The organism is Enterobacter cloacae complex sp. S3 (assembly GCF_014930495.1).
Taxonomy (GTDB): domain Bacteria; phylum Pseudomonadota; class Gammaproteobacteria; order Enterobacterales; family Enterobacteriaceae; genus Enterobacter; species Enterobacter asburiae_B.
The window spans coordinates 175,310-192,616 of record NZ_JADBRD010000018.1; the positions used below are offsets into that span (position 1 = coordinate 175,310).

Here is a 17,307-nt window from a genome sequence, read left to right on the forward strand (position 1 = left end):
TTTTGCCGCCCTCTTCAGGCGGCAAGATGGGGTTACAGCACGCGGGTTTTAAGCGACAGGCCGTTGAAACCGACCTCAAGCTCGTCACCGCTGAGTAGCGGGCCAACGCCTTCTGGGGTTCCGGTCAGGATCACATCGCCCGGCTTCAGGGTAAAGAAGCGACTCATGTAGGCGATCAGCGGCACAATCTTATGGATCATGTCTGCCGTGGTGCCCTGCTGGCGGATCTCACCGTTAACCTTGAGGCTGAGCGGCGTGTCCTGCGGATCGCCGGTAAATTCGCTCACCGGCACAAACGCCGAAATCGGGCAGGAATTATCAAACCCTTTGGCTTTTTCCCACGGCTGCCCTGCTTTCTTCATTTTGCCTTGAACGTCACGCAGGGTCAGATCCAGCGCCACGCCGTATCCGGCAATCGCTTTTTTAACATGTTCTTCTGAGGCCTGGCGCAGCGTCGCGCCGATCAGCACGGCAAGTTCAACTTCGTGATGCACCGAACCCAGCCCCTGGGGCAGCGCCAGCGGCTGGCGGATATCGCAAAGCGCCGTTTCAGGCTTAATAAACAGGACCGGTTCTTCTGGCGTCGCGCTGCCCATCTCCTGAATATGTTTTGCGTAGTTGCTGCCCACGCAAACCACTTTGCTGACGGGATAATCCAGTAATGCACCTTGCCAGTTATGATGTTGATACATGGTCGACCCCTAAACGGTTGATGTGTTGTGCCCAAAAACAGTTGAGACTATTTTTTACCGTTCGCCTCAAGATGCTGTTTTAATAAATTCTCGGGTGGCGGTGGAAGCTGTAAATAATAGCCTTGCTCGGCTAAGGCCGTTTTCACTTTATCCAGATCGGCGTTAATCAGTTTCTTACGACCATCGAGCGGCAGCAGCATCGCCAGCTGTGGTCGGCCAAAGTTCTTCATTAATTCTTCAGGCACGCGTGAAAAATCGTCTTTCTTTTCGACATAAAGATAGGTCTGGTCACGGCTTGTACTTCTGTAGATCACACAAAACATGTTTTTACTCTGAATTAATGGGTGGTTGCTTGCCTCAATATACTCCTGACTATAACATGCCTGATACTCTTCGGAATATCGCAGCGAGTGGTTGCGGTTAATAGCAAATTGAGTAAGGCCAGGATGTCAAACACGCCCATCGAGCTTAAAGGCAGTAGCTTCACCTTATCAGTGGTACATTTGCATGATGCAAAACCCGAGGTTATTCGTCAGGCGTTAGAAGACAAAATCGCCCAGGCTCCCGCCTTTCTGAAGCACGCCCCTGTTGTTATCAACGTCAGCGGTCTTGAGGCTCCGGTTAACTGGAAACTTCTCCAGCAGGCCGTCTCCTCGACCGGACTGCGTATCGTGGGCATCAGCGGCTGCAAAGATACTGAGCTGAAAGCGGAAATTGAGCGTGCGGGGCTGCCCCTTCTGAATGAGGGCAAAGAAAAAGCCTCGCGAGCGGCACCCGTTGCCGTGCAAACGCCCCCTCCTGCGGTGCAAAACGTTACTACCGTCACAAAAACGCGAATGATTGATGTGCCGGTTCGTTCCGGTCAGCGCATTTATGCACCAAACTGTGATCTGATTGTTACAAGCCACGTCAGTGCTGGCGCTGAGCTGATTGCAGATGGCAATATTCACGTATACGGTATGATGCGTGGACGTGCGCTCGCAGGTGCAAGTGGCGATCGAGATGCGCAAATATTTTGTACTCACCTGACGGCGGAACTGGTGTCCATCGCAGGTGAATATTGGCTGAGCGACAAGATCCCAGCCGAATTTTATGGCAAAGCGGCTCGCCTGCTTCTGGCAGACGACGCGTTGACCGTTCAACCGTTGAATTGATCCCTTTTTAACAAGGAATTTCTATGGCACGCATTATTGTTGTTACTTCGGGTAAAGGAGGCGTTGGCAAGACCACCTCCAGCGCGGCCATCGCTACTGGTTTGGCCCAGAAGGGAAAGAAAACCATCGTTATCGACTTCGATATCGGTCTGCGTAACCTCGACCTCATCATGGGATGTGAGCGTCGCGTCGTGTATGACTTCGTAAACGTCATTCAGGGCGATGCCACGCTTAACCAGGCGATGATCAAAGACAAGCGCACCGAGAACCTCTACATTCTCCCGGCTTCTCAGACGCGTGACAAAGACGCCCTGACCCGTGAAGGCGTGGAAAAGGTGCTCGACGATCTGAAAAAAATGGATTTCGACTTCATTGTCTGCGACTCCCCTGCGGGCATCGAAACCGGTGCCCTGATGGCGCTCTACTTCGCTGATGAAGCGATCATCACCACCAACCCTGAAGTTTCATCCGTGCGTGACTCAGACCGCATTCTGGGCATCCTCGCTTCTAAATCCCGTCGTGCGGAAAATGGCGAAGACCCGATTAAAGAACACCTGCTGCTCACCCGCTACAATCCGGGCCGCGTGAACAAAGGTGACATGCTGAGCATGGAAGACGTGCTGGAGATCCTGCGCATTAAGCTGGTGGGCGTTATCCCGGAAGATCAGTCCGTGTTACGCGCCTCTAACCAGGGCGAGCCAGTGATCCTTGATACATTGGCAGATGCAGGTAAAGCTTACGCCGATACCGTTGACCGTCTGCTGGGAGAAGAACGTCCTTTCCGCTTCATTGAAGAAGAGAAGAAAGGTTTCCTCAAACGCCTGTTCGGAGGATAAGTTATGGCATTACTGGACTTTTTTCTCTCGCGGAAAAAGAACACCGCCAACATCGCAAAAGAACGTCTGCAAATTATCGTTGCGGAGCGTCGTCGTAGCGACGCCGAGCCTCACTATCTGCCGCAGCTGCGCAAGGACATCCTGGAAGTGATCTGTAAGTATGTGCAGATTGACCCGGAGATGGTCACGGTGCAGCTGGAACAAAAAGACGGGGATATTTCGATCCTGGAGCTGAACGTTACGCTCCCGGAAGCGGAAGAGTCTCGTCCGTAGGTTTGTGTTTTCGCCGCCCCGGTAAGCGCAGCGCCACCGGGGAAATATGCCGGGTATATCGCCCGGCATATTTTTTTTATCGCGGGTAACCGTCCAGCAGCGTATTCAGGCGATCGGCCATCAATTCCCCGCGCCATCCCGCCATCATCTCCGGCACGCCATTCTGCGGCTTCAGCTTCCAGTGCCAGTTCAGCAGCTGGTTAATCTGACGACGTGAGGCGAGCAGTTCCGCGCTCAGCTTGCTTTCCGTTGCAACCGCCTGCACCAGCGCTTTGATATCCTTAAACGCTTTGCGATAGCCCGGCATGTCCATCAGGTTCAGCAGCGGTTCCGGCAGCGCATCTTCCGGCAGCTCCTGCGCTTTGGCGACCAGCGCCAGCAGGGTTTTACCGTGGAATCGGATCTCGCTGCCCGAAAGCCCAATGCTGTCCAGCTCGCCCAGGCTGCCCGGCATATAGCGCGCGACTGCCCAGAGATGCTCTTCGCGAACAACAAAGTTAACGGCCAGATCGCGCTCCCGCGCTTTACGCAAGCGCCAGTCTGCCAGCAGCTGCAGGCATGCCAGCTGACGCGTGCGCAGCTGCCAGGCGTTGCTGATATCGCGCCAGGCCTCTTTCGGGTCAACCACTTCCTGACGACGCTGCTGGGTCATACGGCATTCGTCCAGCGCAGCAGCGAGCCAACCGGAGGCTTCCGCCTCTTTCATCAGCTGTCCGGCAATCGGCAGCAGGTAAAACACGTCTGCCGCCGCATACTCCAGCTGACGCTCTGTAAGCGGGCGCGCCAGCCAGTCGGTACGGGATTCGCTTTTATCCAGCGTCAGGCCCGTATACTCCTCCACCATGGCAGCAAAGCCCCAGGAGAGCGGACGATTGCTGAATGCCGCGAGGATCTGCGTGTCAATCAGCGGCTGGGGCATGATGCCAAAGGTGTTCAGAAAGACTTCCAGATCCTCACTGCCTGCGTGCAGGTATTTCGTCACGGCGGTATCGAGCAGCAGGTCACGCATCGGCGTCCAGTCGGTAATGCCGAGAGGGTCAATCAGCGACACGTGTTTACCGTCGTACATCTGAATCAAACCCAGCTGCGGATAATAGGTTCGGGTACGGACAAACTCGGTATCCAGGGCAATGGCAGGAAAGTCGCGCGTCACTTCGCACAGCGAAGCCAGCTCGTCGTTGGTCGTGATCATCTGGTAATTCAAAACGGGTTCTCTTTTGTTTGCGCCCATAAAAAACGCCGGCTTAACCGGCGTCTGGGCGATTAGCGTGAAGCTCAGGCCTTATTGTCTACTTTGCCACGGGCTTCGTCACGTAATTCTCGTCGTAATATCTTTCCGACGTTGGATTTCGGCAGCTCATCGCGGAATTCAACCAGCTTCGGCACCTTGTAGCCCGTCAGCTGACGACGGCAAAACGTTACCAGCGCCTCCTCCGTCAGGGAAGGATCTTTCTTGACCACAAATATTTTAACCGCTTCACCGCTGCTGCCGGAAGGGACGCCGACAGCCGCCACTTCAAGTACGCCGCTGTGCTGCATAACCACGTCTTCGATCTCATTTGGATAGACGTTGAAGCCGGAGACCAGGATCATGTCTTTCTTGCGATCGACGATGCGCAGGAAGCCCTCGTCATCCATTACCGCAATATCACCGGTGTGCAGCCAGCCGTCTTTGATGATTTCGTCGGTCGCATCGGGACGCTGCCAGTAACCCAGCATCACCTGCGGACCTCTGACGCAAAGCTCACCCGGCTCGCCCGGCGCGACTTCGTTATCGTTATCATCGACCAGTTTGGCCTCTGTCGAAGGAACCGGCAGACCAATGCTTCCACTGTGATAGTCGATATCGTGTGGGTTCACGCTGACCAGCGGAGCACATTCCGTCAGCCCATAGCCTTCCAGCAAATACTGACCGGTGAGCTTCACCCAGCGCTCGGCGACCGCCTGCTGAACCGGCATGCCGCCGCCCGCAGAGAGATGCAGCGTGGAGAAATCCAGCTGCTGGAACTCTTTGTTATTAAGCAGCGCGTTAAACAGGGTGTTCACCCCCGTCATGGCGGTGAACGGGTATTTCGCCAGCTCTTTCACCAGGCCCGGGATATCGCGCGGGTTGGTGATGAGGATGTTCTGACCACCCAGTTCAATAAACAGCAGGCAGTTCATGGTCAGCGCAAAGATGTGATACAGCGGAAGCGCGGTGATCACCACTTCTTTGCCCGGATGCAGAAGCGGCCCGTAGGTGGCGTTCACCTGTTCAAGGTTTGCCAGCATATTGCGGTGGGTAAGCATGGCCCCTTTGGCGACGCCGGTAGTCCCGCCCGTGTATTGCAGAAACGCAAGATCTTCCGCCACCACTTCGGGTTTCACATACTGCATACGGTAGCCCGCATGCAGCGCGCGGCGGAAGGAGATGGCGTCCGGCAGGTGGTATTTTGGCACCAGGCGCTTGACGTATTTAACGACAAAGTTAACCAGCGTGCCTTTGGCGGTGGAGAGTTGATCCCCCATGCGCGTCAGGATGACGTGTTTAACCTGGGTTTTGTCGACCACTTTTTCCAGCGTATGGGCGAAGTTGGACACAATGACAATCGCGGCCGCGCCGCTGTCGTTCAGCTGATGCTCCAGCTCGCGCGGGGTATACAAGGGGTTAACGTTGACGACAATCATCCCGGCTCGCAGGATACCGAACAACGCCACCGGGTATTGCAGCAGGTTCGGCATCATCAGCGCGACGCGGTCCCCTTTTTGCAGCCCCAGCCCTTCCTGAAGATACGCCGCAAACGCCCGGCTACGCTCCTCAAGCTTACGGAACGTCATGACCTCGCCCATATTCACGAATGCGGGCTGGTCCGCGTAGCGCCTTACCGAGTGCTCAAATAATTCCACCAGGGATTGATAACGGTCAGGATTGATCTCAGCAGGAACATCTGCGGGATAACGGTTAAGCCAAACCTTCTTCAATGCATCACCTCTGAAATGAGTGTTCGTCGTCATCACAACCCCGATAATAAACAGTTTGTTAACATTATATTAACTCAGCGTACCAGTTTATTAATTGTTCAGATTTAAGGTTGCGAAGCGCGTCACTCTTTTTTTTCGTTTTATCCGTAAAAAAACAGAGACAGCGGCTGAGCCGCTGTCTCTTTTCTAACAATAACAGTAAGTTACTCAGTAACGATCGTCTGAACCTGTGCAGGACCCGGGTTATACCAGCCCCAGCCCGGGTAGCCGTAACGATAAGGATGTGGACCCCACATCCACGGATCCATCGGCTGAGGCGGCATGATCACCTGCTGTGCCAGCCGCCAGCGTTTATAACCGTTGACCTGCATGGTCATAAATTTATACGGCGTGCTGCCGATTTTGCCCTGCACGGCGCCGGTGATCGGCCCGACGACGGTCACCAGCTGTCCGCGAAAATCGACCGGATCGAGGAAACCGCTGACGTCCGCATAGATACGTCCGCGAGAGGCCTCACCCAGTACCGGCCGCGCGCCGCTGTCCAGCGGAACGGTTGCGATCTCGAGGCGGGTTTTCCCCTGCTGGTTTTGTACGTCGATGACCTTACCGCCAAAGCGCGCTTCCTGGCCGACGTAAAGCTCAGGCGCATTCATCACCCGAACCAGATCCTGCTGTGGCGTCGGGCTGCTGCCCTTAATCGCATCAGGAACGGAAACGCATCCGCTCAGTGCTATGGCAACCGCGCCTGCCATAATAAGGCGTACTACTTTAGTTCGAACCGCCATGATGCGACTCCTTTTTCTCAGTTCCTGTTACTGAGATTCACTCGCGGCCCGGAAGTTTCTTCCACGCAACGGTGTTTCGCAAATAAACCGGCTCCGCGTGTTCAACGGCAACGGTTTTTCCTGCCGCGAGCAGCTGGCAGGCAATCGGAAGCATGTCTTCCGCAGCCGGCAGCAGCATGTTGCCGCCCACCAGCGTCACCCCGGTGTCGTTTGCCATGTCTGGCCACGCCGGCCAGCCGGTGCCGACGGTTGCCCACTCGCCGGAGAGCTGCTGCAGCCGCTCAGTGACCGCTTCCGGCTTGAGCACGGCTTCCGTCTCTTCGCCGTGCCACACGCCCTGCTCGTCGCGGGTGTATTCGGCCCAGTAAACTTCGCCCATGCGGGCATCAATCGCGGCCAGCACGCGCGTTGCCCCGGTCATGCGCCATGCGCCCTGCGCCATGGTGGCAAGCGTAGAGACGCCGATCATCGGCAGTTCGGCGCCCAGCGCCAGCCCCTGCGCAATGCCAATCCCGATACGTACGCCCGTAAAGCTGCCGGGGCCACGGCCAAAGGCCAGCGCATCGAGGTCGGTTAAGGAGGTGTTGCCCTGGGTTAAAATGGCTTTTACCAGGGGCAGAATGCGTTGGGTGTGTTCCCGTGGGCACTCTTCGAAATGAGCAGAAACAGCACCGTCGTTCAACAGAGCGACAGAGCAAGCCTCTGTCGCGGTATCAATAGCCAGAATTCGCATCAGTCGTCGCGCTCTCGCAAGGGTCAGTCACAAAATGGCGCGCATCTTAGCACACTCCGGGGTAAATTACTCCGCCGTTGGGTTTGCCAGGAAACGCACCGCGCGTTTTATGTCCCGCGTCCGCGGTGCGGGCGGCAGGCTGGCAAGGAAGGTCGCTCCGTAAGGGCGCATCACCAGCCGGTTATCGCAAATGACCAGCACCCCGCGATCGGTAACGTCGCGGATCAATCGCCCTACCCCCTGCTTGAGCGTAATCACCGCATCCGGCAGCTGTACCTCATCGAAAGGATCGCCCCCGCGCAGACGGCAGTCTTCCATGCGCGCCTTCAGCTGCGGATCGTCCGGAGAGGTAAACGGCAGCTTATCAATAATTACCAGCGAGAGCGTATCGCCGCGCACGTCCACCCCTTCCCAGAAGCTGCTGGTTGCCACCAGCAGGGCATTTCCGGCGCTGACAAACTGCTGTAACAGCTGGCCTTTACTGGTTTCACCCTGCAGCAGAACCGGCAGCGTCATGGTGGCGCGGAACTGCTCGGCGAGGTCACGCATCATGGCGTGAGAGGTGCAGAGCATAAAGCAGCGGCCGTTGTTGGCCTCGATCATCGGTTTTAACATCGCGGCCAGGTGGCGCGCCGCCCCCGGCTGGTTCGGCAGCGGCAGATTACGAGGCACGCAGAGCAGCGCCTGTTTTTCGTAATCGAACGGGCTCGGCAGGAGCAGCGATTCCGCATCCTCAATGCCAAGACGTTCCGTGAAATGATGCAGATCGTCATTCACCGACAGGGTTGCCGAGGTGAAGATCCAGCTTCCCGGTTTTTGCGCCATCACCTCTTTAAACTTATCAGCCACCGTCAGCGGCGTGAGCGCCAGGGTGAAATGCCGCGAGGTGCACTCATACCAGTAGCTGAACCCCGGCTGGTTAATCTCTTTCAGCCGCTTGAGCCGCCCGCGATAGAGCGTGGCGCGTTCGAAGGCCGCATCCAGCAGCGCGGAACGGCCAAGCGACAGTTTTGCCACGTCGTAGCAGAGTTCGAGGGCATCATCGAGCAGCAACAGCGCGCGCTGGATGTTTTTGTCCGCCAGAAGCTCGCGCAGGTTACCGCGATAGCCCGGCTCACCAAGCTGTAAGCGGAAATCCTGCGCGCTTTGGGCCAGACGGTCGGCGCACTTCTGCAGCTGCTGGGTATCTTTGAGTTCGGTCCGGTAAGCGATGGTGAAATCTTTCGCCAGATCCTGCAGCTGGCGGCTGGAAAGCGACTGGCCGAAATACTGGCTGGCGATGTCCGGAAGCTGGTGGGCTTCGTCGAAGATCATCACGTCCGCCTCCGGGATCAGCTCGCCGAAACCGCTGTCCTTGACGACCATATCCGCGAGGAACAGATGGTGGTTCACCACCACCACATCCGCGTCCATCGCCGTTTTGCGCGCTTTCACTACAAAGCAGTCTTTATACAGCGGGCAGTCGCTGCCGAGGCAGTTGTCGTTGGTGCTGGTCACCAGCGGCCAGGCAGGCGAGTCTTCCGGCACGCTCGCGCAGGTGCTGATATCGCCCTCTTCGGTCTGGTTCGCCCAGGCGCGAAGGATAATGACGTCGCTGAGGGTTTGTACCGGCAGGTCGCCGCCCGCCAGCGCCTGCTGCTCAAGACGTTCCAGGCAGAGATAGTTGGAGCGTCCCTTCAGCAAGGCCAGACGACCTTTGTATTTCAGCGCTTTCGCCACCGTGGGCAAATCGCGACTGTAGAGCTGATCCTGCAGCGCCTTCGATCCGGTGGAAATAATCACCTTCTTCTTCGCGCGCAGCGCCGGAGCAAGGTAAGCATACGTTTTACCCGTACCGGTTCCGGCCTCGACCACCAGCGGCTGAGCCTTATCGATGGCGCGTGCAACGGCGTGCGCCATCTGGCGCTGAGGCTCACGGGGCTTGAAGCCGGGAATAGCCTGCGCTAATTGACCTTCAGGGGAAAAATCGTCTGCCACGGTGCTCTCTCACTGTATTTTTGCACAGGGATTATGTCAGCCCAACCTCTCCTGTGCCACCCCAAATAGTGACGACACGAGAACAATATGGCAGTCTTGCCGCCTGACGACGAAAAATAACGAGGAAACGTTTATGACAATTGTGCGCATTGATGCCGAAGCCCGCTGGTCTGATGTGGTGATCCATAACCAGACGCTTTACTACACCGGCGTACCGGCTAACCTGGACGCGGATGCGTTCGAGCAGACGGCTAACACTCTGGCGCAGATTGATGCGGTGCTGGAAAAACAGGGCAGCGACAAATCCCGCATTCTGGATGCGACGATTTTCCTGGCAAACAAAGATGATTTCGCGGCGATGAACAAAGCCTGGGATGCATGGGTGGTGGCGGGTCACGCGCCTGTACGCTGTACCGTACAGGCCACGCTGATGAAGCCGGAATATAAGGTAGAGATTAAGATTATCGCGGCGGTGTAAGCCCGATTACTCTTCTGGATCTTCATCTTCATCTTCGAATCGCGCCACGATCCGCTCGCCGGAATGACTGGCGCGAATCTCCTCGGCGACAACCGTAATCGCCTGTCCGCTGCTCATCCCCTGGGACATCAGTTCCTGAATTCGCTCAACCGCTTTCTGCTGCTGTTCATGGCTCAGAGAAGGTAAACCTGCAAACATCGTCAACTCCTGCTAAATTATTCGCGCTAATTATTTCACGCTGCCCGGTAGTATGCCACACATGAACATGCGCTTCCCCACTGTTATTACCTTGCCCTGGCGTGCAGACGCCGCTGAATTCTGGTTTGCCCGCCTGAGCCATCTGCCGTTTGCGATGCTGCTGCATTCTGGCCATGCGGACCATCCCTATAGCCGCTTCGACATTCTGGTGGCCGATCCGCTAAAGACGCTAACAACCGATGACCTGTCGTTAACGGACGATCCCCTGAAGCAGCTGCAGCAGGCCATTAACGCGCTGGGCTTATCTGCTGCGCCGAACCCGGACCTCCCTTTCCAGGGCGGCGCGCTGGGCCTGTTTGGGTACGATCTGGGTCGCCTTTTCGAAACGCTGCCGGAGCATGCGCAGGCTGATATTTCCCTGCCAGACATGGCCGTGGGGCTGTATGACTGGGCGTTAATTGTCGATCATCAGAAAAAAACGGTTTCACTGCTGAGCCATCATGACGTGCAGGCGCGTCTGGCGTGGCTGGAGGCGCAACGGCCTGCCCCGGCAGAGACGTTTACCCTTACCTCTGGCTGGCGCTCGAACATGACCGCAGCGGAGTATGCCGAAAAATTCGCGCGCGTTCAGGCGTATCTGCAAAGCGGTGACTGCTACCAGGTTAACCTCGCCCAGCGCTTCCAGTCGACATACCGGGGAGATGAGTGGCAGGCGTTTACCCGTCTTAACGCCAGCAATAAGGCGCCGTTCAGCGCGTTTGTCCGTCTGGAACAGGGTGTAATTCTTAGCCTGTCACCCGAGCGCTTTATCCATCTGGCCGAGGGTACGATTCAAACCCGTCCGATTAAAGGCACGTTACCGCGTCTTGCGGACCCCGATGCCGATCGCCAGCAGGCGGAAAAGCTCGCCGCCTCGCCGAAAGACCGCGCCGAGAACCTGATGATTGTCGATCTGATGCGTAACGACATTGGCCGCGTCGCCGAACCGGGTAGCGTGCGCGTGCCGGAACTGTTTGTCGTCGAGCCTTTCCCGGCGGTGCATCATCTGGTCAGTACCATTACCGCGCGTCTACCCACCTCTCGCACCGCCTGCGATCTGCTCCGCGCCGCGTTCCCGGGCGGCTCCATCACCGGCGCGCCAAAGGTACGGGCGATGGAGATCATTGATGAGCTGGAGCCGCACCGCCGCAACGCCTGGTGCGGCAGCATCGGCTATATCAGCCTGTGCGGCACCATGGATACCAGCATTACCATTCGCACGCTGACGGCCTGCGACGGAAACCTTTACTGCTCGGCCGGGGGCGGCATTGTTGCCGATAGCCAGGTCGATGCGGAATATCAGGAAACCTTTGATAAAGTTAACCGTATCCTGAAACAACTGGAGTAATCACGGGTGGAAAAAGAGAACCTGACGCTGGACGATTTTTTATCTCGTTTTCAGCTTTTACGACCGCAGGTCAACCGCGAAGCGCTCAATCAGCGTCAGGCGGCCGTGCTGATCCCGGTCGTGCGTCGCGCGCAGCCGGGCCTGCTGCTCACCCAGCGTTCTCCCCATTTACGCAAGCACGCGGGTCAGGTCGCCTTTCCGGGTGGCGCAGTGGACAGCTCCGACGCCTCGCTGATTGCCGCCGCGCTGCGGGAAGCGCAGGAAGAGGTTGCCATTCCGCCGGAGGCGGTGGAGGTCATCGGCGTGCTGCCGCCCGTCGACAGCGTTACCGGTTTTCAGGTCACGCCGGTGGTGGGCATTATCCCGCCCGGCCTGCAGTATCACGCCAGCGTCGATGAAGTTTCAGCGGTATTTGAAATGCCGCTTGAAGAGGCGCTCCGGCTCAGCCGTTATCATCCGCTCGATATCCATCGACGGGGGCATGACCATCGGGTCTGGTTGTCCTGGTATCAGCATTATTTTGTCTGGGGCATGACGGCGGGCATCATTCGCGAACTGGCGCTGCAAATCGGCCTGAAACCTTGACTATACTTTACATTCCACCCTTTTTCGCAGGTTTGCGATCCGCGTCGCGCTATTAGCAAAACCCATCGTTAACCATTAGTTTAATTCATGTGAATAGTTAAGCCGAGGTCGGTGTTCCCTCTTACACTATGCGCAGTTATAACATCGTTACTGGAACCCCGGTAACCCTGTCAGGAGTGTGAAAGTGATTAGTATATTCGACATGTTCAAAGTGGGAATTGGCCCTTCGTCTTCCCATACTGTTGGCCCGATGAAGGCCGGTAAACAGTTCGTCGATGATCTGGTCGAAAAAGGATTACTGGAAAGCGTTACCCGTGTCGCCGTGGATGTTTACGGCTCGCTGTCATTAACGGGTAAAGGCCACCACACCGATATCGCCATTATTATGGGTCTGGCAGGCAATATGCCGGATACCGTAGATATTGATGCCATCCCGGCATTCATCCGCGACGTGGAAACACGCGGCCGCCTGCTGCTGGCAAACGGCCAGCAGGAAGTCGATTTCCCGCAGGAAGACGGCATGCGTTTCCGTAGCGACAACCTGCCGCTGCACGAAAACGGCATGACCATTCACGCTTACAGCGGTGAAAAAGAGATTTACAGCAAAACGTACTACTCCATCGGCGGTGGCTTCATCGTGGATGAAGAGCATTTTGGCAAAGACAGCGTCGGCGACGTCAGCGTACCGTACCCGTTCAAATCGGCTACAGAAATGCTGGGCTACTGCAAAGAGACCGGTCTTTCACTGTCCGGCATGGTGATGCAAAACGAACTGGCCCTGCACAGCAAAAAAGAGATTGAAGACTATTTTGCGAACGTCTGGCAAACCATGCGCGCCTGTATCGACCGCGGGATGAACACCGAAGGCGTTCTGCCGGGTCCACTGCGCGTACCGCGTCGTGCCTCTGCCCTGCGCCGTATGCTGGTGACCACGGACAAGTTCTCCAACGACCCGATGAACGTGGTTGACTGGGTAAACATGTTTGCCCTGGCGGTTAACGAAGAGAACGCCGCAGGTGGACGCGTCGTGACGGCGCCAACCAACGGCGCCTGCGGTATCGTTCCGGCAGTGCTGGCGTATTACGATCACTTTATTGAGCCCGTGACGCCGGACATCTACATCCGCTATTTCCTGGCGGCAGGTGCCATCGGTGCGCTGTACAAAATGAACGCCTCCATCTCCGGTGCGGAAGTGGGCTGTCAGGGTGAAGTGGGCGTTGCCTGCTCCATGGCGGCGGCGGGTCTGGCAGAGCTGCTGGGCGCAAGCCCTGAGCAGGTCTGCGTGGCGGCGGAGATCGGTATGGAACATAACCTCGGTCTGACCTGTGACCCGGTCGCGGGCCAGGTGCAGGTGCCGTGCATCGAGCGTAACGCGATTGCCTCTGTGAAAGCCATCAACGCCTCACGTATGGCGATGCGCCGTACCAGCGAACCTCGCGTATCGCTGGATAAGGTGATTGAAACCATGTACGAAACCGGCAAGGACATGAACGCGAAATACCGCGAGACGTCCCGCGGTGGCCTGGCCATTAAGGTGCAGTGCGACTAATACTGCCTTTCGCCCATCTGCAACGGATGGGCGAATTTCCCTCTTCTTTCTCGTCTCCTTCTGCTTTCCCCACTACACTTTTACTGTTGCGTCCGGCTTTTGTGGCTGGTGGCTTATCAGGCGACCGTTCATGCAAACTGCACAAACGATCATTAAAAACTATCGCCGAAAACGCGTTATCGTCTGTGTCACGGTTGCGCTCCTCACGCTCATCCTGACGTTAGGCATTCGCTTTATTTCACAGCGCAATGTTAACCAACAGCGGATCCTCGATTTTACCAGCCACACCGTTCGCGCCCTTGATAACGTCCTGCTTTCTTTAGAGAACCGCCGCAGCGTGCTGCAGCCCCTGGTAGGGCAGCCCTGCCCGCAGGCGCATCTGGCGCTGCGAAAGCAGGCCGCCATTTTGCAGACGGTACGCTCCATCGCCCTGATTGACGAGGGTATCCTGTACTGCTCAAGTATTTTCGGGAGCCGCAATGTGCCCGTTCGCGACTTCCTGAAAGAATTACCCGCCAGCACGGCGAAGCTGATTTTATCGAGCGACCAGTGGCTGCTTAAGGGTAGCCCGATATTGATCCAGTGGTATCCCGTCTCTCAGGACGGTGAAGCAGGCGTTATCGAGATCATCAATATCGATCTGATCGCCAAAATGATCCTTGAGCCCCAGCGCCCGCTTATTAATGACGTGGCGCTAACCGTAGGCGATCGCTTTCTGCGCTATGGACAACGCGTCAGCGACAGCCTGACGTTTGATGAGGAGGGCTCTCTTTTCCGGCAATCGTCAACCCGAAACCCTTTCACCATTACGGTCAGCGGGCCAGGCCCTGGAGAATTAGCCTTAAAAAGCCTGCCAGCCCAGCTGCCGCTGGGACTCATGCTCAGCCTGCTGCTGGGCTATCTCGCCTGGCTGGCAACGGCAAACCGGATGAGCTTTACGTGGGAGATCGATATGGGCATTGCGGCGCGGGAATTTGAGCTTTTCTGCCAGCCGCTGGTGAATGCCCGTACCCAGGCGTGCACCGGCGTGGAGATCCTGCTGCGCTGGAATAACCCCCGTCAGGGTTGGATCACCCCGGAGGTGTTTATCCCCCTGGCAGAAGAACATAACCAGATTGTCCCTCTGACCCGCTATGTCATCGCCGAAACGGTGCGCCAGATAGGTTACTTCCCTTCCAGCGCCGGTTTTCACATTGGGATTAACGTCGCCGCCAGCCATTTCCGTCACGCGGTGTTGATACAGGACCTGAATCGCCTCTGGTTCAGCGCCTGTCCGCGCCAGCAGCTGGTGATTGAACTCACGGAACGGGATGCGCTGCTGGATGCGGATTATCGCATCGTGCGCGAACTGCATCGCAAAGGGGTGAAGCTGGCCATCGACGATTTTGGTACCGGGAACAGCTCCCTCTCCTGGCTTGAAAAGCTGCACCCGGACGTGCTGAAAATCGACCAGTCGTTTACCACCGCCATCGGTACCGACGCCGTGAACTCGACGGTGACGGATATGATTATTGCGCTGGGTCAGCGGCTGAATATCGAACTGGTTGCTGAAGGGGTCGAGACGGAGGAGCAGGCGCGCTACTTGCGCCGCCATGGCGTGCCTGTCCTGCAGGGGTTTTTCTATGCGCGGCCCATGCCGCTACGGGATTTTCCGAAGTGGCTGGCGGGAAGTTCATCCCCGCCAGCGCATCATAACGGGCACATCGTGCCGTTAATGCCGCTGCGCTAAGCCGGCTTACTCATCTTCGTCGTGGGCTGATTGTTCTTTAACAATACGAACCATATCAACGCGATAGTCATTGGCTTCAACGATCGTAATGTGCAGCGGCGCCAGCTCGATCACATCTCCGACGCGCGGGATTTGCCCGTTAACCGCGATCACCAGGCCGGCAACGGTCGCGATGTCTTCTTCATCGTTGATCACGTTTTCCAGCCCCAGCGTGTGCGAGAGCGCGTGCAGGTCGGTGGTACCTTTAACCAGCCAGCCTTCACCGTCGGCAACGATCTCTGGCGTTTCGTCGGCATCCGGGAATTCACCGGCAATCGCTTCCAGCACGTCCAGCGGCGTAACCAGCCCCTGCACCACGCCAAACTCGTTGGTGACGATAACAAAGCTACCGCGAGCGCGGCGCAGCACTCCGAGCAGGTTGATAGGATCCAGCGTTTCCGGCACGACAATCGCAGGCGACGCGGCGGCAACGGCTTCCACGTTGACGCCCTCTTCCAGGGCCACCAGCATCTCTTTTGCCCGCACCACGCCGATGATCTCATCCAGCTCTCCGCGACACACCGGGAACAGGCTGTGCGGAGAAGAGAGCAGCTGCTGGCGAATTTCATCGACGCTCAGGTTTGCATCGACCCAGCTAATTTCCCCGCGCGGCGTCATGATGCCGCGCAGCGAACGGGAGGCCAGGGAGAGCACGCCGTTGATCATGTAGCGTTCTTGCTCCACAAACGCCCCTTCCGGGACCGGAACCGGGTTATGGTTTTCGGAATCAGACTGGACGTTCACCTGACGACGACCGCCCATCAGGCGCAGAATGGCGTCTGCGGTACGGGCGCGCAGCGGCTGATTCGACTGCTGCTTAATAAAGTTACGGCGCGCAATCTGGTTGAACAGCTCGATCAGGATCGAGAAGCCAATCGCGGCGTACAGGTAGCCTTTCGGAATATGGAAGCCAAAACCTTCCGCCACCAGGCTCAGACCAATCATCAGCAGGAAGCTCAGACACAGCACGACCACCGTCGGATGCTGGTTAACGAAGCGCGTCAGCGGCTTCGAGGCCAGCAGCATGACCGCCATCGCAATGACAACAGCCGCCATCATTACCGGCAGATGATTCACCATGCCGACCGCCGTGATCACCGCATCCAGCGAGAAGACCGCATCAAGCACCACGATCTGCAGCACTACCACCCAGAAGCTGGCATAGCCTTTACCGTGCCCATCATCGTGCTGACGGTTTTCCAGCCGCTCGTGTAGCTCCGTCGTCGCTTTGAAAAGCAGGAATATCCCCCCGATCAGCATGATTAAATCACGCCCGGAGAAGGTGTAGTCCATGACGGAGAACAGCGGTTTGGTCAGCGTGACCATCCAGGAGATGACGGAAAGCAGCCCCAGTCGCATAACCAGCGCCAGCGAGAGACCAATCAGACGCGCTTTATCACGCTGTTTTGGCGGCAGTTTGTCCGCAAGGATGGCGATAAACACCAGGTTATCAATGCCGAGAACAATCTCCAGCACCACCAGCGTGAGCAATCCCACCCAGATTGACGGGTCCATTAAGAATTCCATGACAAGCTCCTGCTAAAGGAATGACGAAACGGTGCCCCACTCAACGTGGGCAAAACAGAGGTAAACAGAGTTGATACGTGGCGAGGATCGCCGGTGAATAAGGCGCGAAATGGCCTGGTTGATGACTGACGTCGGTGACGGTCCATATAGTGGGCTGTAACCCTATACTCCTGAACGATTAAACGGAGGCTAAACATATCAGAGACACTGTGTTTTTAGCAAAGATTTACGTTCCTTTGCAAAGTTCTGTAACACAGCGGCTTTACGCTACAGATAAATCTGTAACGCGTGGCTAAATTACGGATCTTCATCACATAAATTATTTTTTCACTATCTAAAATAATTCGCGGAAGTCTTAGTTTTTTTGAACTCTAACCCTTATCTGAATCGATTCGGTTCGCCAA

The 17,307-nt window shown here is 56.7% G+C and carries 18 protein-coding genes; 8 read left to right on the forward strand and 10 right to left on the reverse strand.

The window, feature by feature from the left end:
* Positions 1-32 precede the first annotated feature (32 nt).
* Complete coding sequence (locus tag IM317_RS10935) at positions 33-692, reverse strand: fumarylacetoacetate hydrolase family protein (RefSeq protein WP_029742142.1); 660 nt, start codon at positions 690-692, stop codon at positions 33-35.
* Positions 693-739: 47 nt separating this feature from the next.
* Positions 740-1,015 (reverse strand): YcgL domain-containing protein, encoded by a 276-nt coding sequence (locus IM317_RS10940; protein WP_029742143.1) that lies wholly within the window; start codon positions 1,013-1,015, stop codon positions 740-742.
* A 123-nt stretch (positions 1,016-1,138) separates the two neighbouring features.
* Here IM317_RS10940 and minC point away from each other — a divergent pair, with 123 nt between their 5' ends.
* Genes minC through minE form a run of 3 tightly spaced genes read left to right on the forward strand, consistent with a single transcriptional unit; the run spans position 1,139 to position 2,955 of the window.
* Entirely contained in the window at positions 1,139-1,846 is a 708-nt protein-coding gene (gene minC, locus IM317_RS10945) for a septum site-determining protein MinC (protein ID WP_023312186.1), read from the forward strand.
* A 23-nt stretch (positions 1,847-1,869) separates the two neighbouring features.
* A complete protein-coding gene (gene minD / locus IM317_RS10950) occupies positions 1,870-2,682 on the forward strand; it encodes a septum site-determining protein MinD (RefSeq protein ID WP_029742160.1) in 813 nt (270 codons plus the stop codon).
* 3 nt (positions 2,683-2,685) lie between these two features.
* Positions 2,686-2,955 carry a cell division topological specificity factor MinE gene (gene minE / locus IM317_RS10955; protein WP_008500504.1) on the forward strand — a complete coding sequence of 90 codons (270 nt, stop codon included), beginning with the start codon at positions 2,686-2,688 and terminating at the stop codon, positions 2,953-2,955.
* 76 nt (positions 2,956-3,031) lie between these two features.
* Here minE and rnd read toward each other — a convergent pair whose 3' ends face one another.
* The 5 genes from rnd to IM317_RS10980 all read right to left on the reverse strand — a co-directional run bounded on the left by rnd (position 3,032) and on the right by IM317_RS10980 (position 9,411).
* Entirely contained in the window at positions 3,032-4,159 is a 1,128-nt protein-coding gene (gene rnd, locus IM317_RS10960; protein ID WP_115504063.1) for a ribonuclease D, read from the reverse strand.
* Positions 4,160-4,230: 71 nt separating this feature from the next.
* Positions 4,231-5,916, reverse strand: coding sequence for a long-chain-fatty-acid--CoA ligase FadD (gene fadD, locus IM317_RS10965; protein WP_023312189.1), 1,686 nt, complete (start codon positions 5,914-5,916; stop codon positions 4,231-4,233).
* A gap of 203 nt (positions 5,917-6,119) precedes the next feature.
* A complete protein-coding gene (locus IM317_RS10970) occupies positions 6,120-6,701 on the reverse strand; it encodes a Slp family lipoprotein (RefSeq protein WP_033145820.1) in 582 nt (193 codons plus the stop codon).
* A gap of 37 nt (positions 6,702-6,738) precedes the next feature.
* Complete coding sequence (gene tsaB, locus IM317_RS10975) at positions 6,739-7,434, reverse strand: tRNA (adenosine(37)-N6)-threonylcarbamoyltransferase complex dimerization subunit type 1 TsaB (RefSeq protein WP_033145821.1); 696 nt, start codon at positions 7,432-7,434, stop codon at positions 6,739-6,741.
* Between the two features lie 66 nt (positions 7,435-7,500).
* Positions 7,501-9,411, reverse strand: a complete 1,911-nt coding sequence (locus tag IM317_RS10980) for an ATP-dependent DNA helicase (RefSeq protein ID WP_033145822.1) — start codon at positions 9,409-9,411, stop codon at positions 7,501-7,503.
* 133 nt (positions 9,412-9,544) lie between these two features.
* On the opposite strand from IM317_RS10980, the gene IM317_RS10985 reads away from it, so the two are divergent.
* Positions 9,545-9,889, forward strand: a complete 345-nt coding sequence (locus IM317_RS10985; RefSeq protein WP_008500498.1) for a RidA family protein — start codon at positions 9,545-9,547, stop codon at positions 9,887-9,889.
* A gap of 6 nt (positions 9,890-9,895) precedes the next feature.
* Here IM317_RS10985 and IM317_RS10990 read toward each other — a convergent pair whose 3' ends face one another.
* Positions 9,896-10,087 (reverse strand): YoaH family protein, encoded by a 192-nt coding sequence (locus IM317_RS10990; RefSeq protein WP_033145823.1) that lies wholly within the window; start codon positions 10,085-10,087, stop codon positions 9,896-9,898.
* Between the two features lie 61 nt (positions 10,088-10,148).
* Between IM317_RS10990 and pabB the strand changes: the two genes are divergently transcribed.
* From pabB to IM317_RS11010, 4 genes are all read left to right on the forward strand, one after another.
* Positions 10,149-11,474: an aminodeoxychorismate synthase component 1 gene (pabB, locus tag IM317_RS10995; protein WP_033145824.1), complete on the forward strand. Its 1,326-nt coding sequence runs from the start codon at positions 10,149-10,151 to the stop codon at positions 11,472-11,474.
* A 6-nt stretch (positions 11,475-11,480) separates the two neighbouring features.
* A complete protein-coding gene (locus tag IM317_RS11000; protein ID WP_023312196.1) occupies positions 11,481-12,059 on the forward strand; it encodes a CoA pyrophosphatase in 579 nt (192 codons plus the stop codon).
* A 184-nt stretch (positions 12,060-12,243) separates the two neighbouring features.
* Complete coding sequence (gene sdaA / locus IM317_RS11005; protein ID WP_060568768.1) at positions 12,244-13,608, forward strand: L-serine ammonia-lyase; 1,365 nt, start codon at positions 12,244-12,246, stop codon at positions 13,606-13,608.
* Positions 13,609-13,738: 130 nt separating this feature from the next.
* Positions 13,739-15,337 (forward strand): cyclic diguanylate phosphodiesterase, encoded by a 1,599-nt coding sequence (locus IM317_RS11010; RefSeq protein WP_033145826.1) that lies wholly within the window; start codon positions 13,739-13,741, stop codon positions 15,335-15,337.
* Positions 15,338-15,343: 6 nt separating this feature from the next.
* Here the strand turns inward: IM317_RS11010 and yoaE are convergent, their stop codons facing one another.
* Together yoaE and IM317_RS24255 are read right to left on the reverse strand one after the other, a co-directional pair.
* Positions 15,344-16,903: a CNNM family cation transport protein YoaE gene (gene yoaE, locus IM317_RS11015; RefSeq protein WP_033145827.1), complete on the reverse strand. Its 1,560-nt coding sequence runs from the start codon at positions 16,901-16,903 to the stop codon at positions 15,344-15,346.
* Positions 16,891-17,100, reverse strand: coding sequence for a hypothetical protein (locus tag IM317_RS24255; protein WP_372584218.1), 210 nt, complete (start codon positions 17,098-17,100; stop codon positions 16,891-16,893). Before IM317_RS24255 ends, yoaE begins: the two co-directional genes overlap by 13 nt.
* Positions 17,101-17,307: the final 207 nt, after the last annotated feature.

Excerpts from the sequence above, each read along its gene's own strand:
- yoaE (WP_033145827.1), bottom strand. The coding sequence starts at position 16,903 with ATGGAATTCTTAATGGACCCGTCAATCTGGGTGGGATTGCTCACGCTG.
- IM317_RS11010 (WP_033145826.1), top strand. The coding sequence starts at position 13,739 with ATGCAAACTGCACAAACGATCATTAAAAACTATCGCCGAAAACGCGTT.
- IM317_RS24255 (WP_372584218.1), bottom strand. The coding sequence starts at position 17,100 with ATGTTTAGCCTCCGTTTAATCGTTCAGGAGTATAGGGTTACAGCCCAC.
- IM317_RS10985 (WP_008500498.1), top strand. The coding sequence starts at position 9,545 with ATGACAATTGTGCGCATTGATGCCGAAGCCCGCTGGTCTGATGTGGTG.
- IM317_RS10935 (WP_029742142.1), bottom strand. The coding sequence starts at position 692 with ATGTATCAACATCATAACTGGCAAGGTGCATTACTGGATTATCCCGTC.
- minC (WP_023312186.1), top strand. The coding sequence starts at position 1,139 with ATGTCAAACACGCCCATCGAGCTTAAAGGCAGTAGCTTCACCTTATCA.
- IM317_RS10990 (WP_033145823.1), bottom strand. The coding sequence starts at position 10,087 with ATGTTTGCAGGTTTACCTTCTCTGAGCCATGAACAGCAGCAGAAAGCG.
- tsaB (WP_033145821.1), bottom strand. The coding sequence starts at position 7,434 with ATGCGAATTCTGGCTATTGATACCGCGACAGAGGCTTGCTCTGTCGCT.
- minE (WP_008500504.1), top strand. The coding sequence starts at position 2,686 with ATGGCATTACTGGACTTTTTTCTCTCGCGGAAAAAGAACACCGCCAAC.
- minD (WP_029742160.1), top strand. The coding sequence starts at position 1,870 with ATGGCACGCATTATTGTTGTTACTTCGGGTAAAGGAGGCGTTGGCAAG.
- IM317_RS10940 (WP_029742143.1), bottom strand. The coding sequence starts at position 1,015 with ATGTTTTGTGTGATCTACAGAAGTACAAGCCGTGACCAGACCTATCTT.
- pabB (WP_033145824.1), top strand. The coding sequence starts at position 10,149 with ATGAACATGCGCTTCCCCACTGTTATTACCTTGCCCTGGCGTGCAGAC.
- IM317_RS10970 (WP_033145820.1), bottom strand. The coding sequence starts at position 6,701 with ATGGCGGTTCGAACTAAAGTAGTACGCCTTATTATGGCAGGCGCGGTT.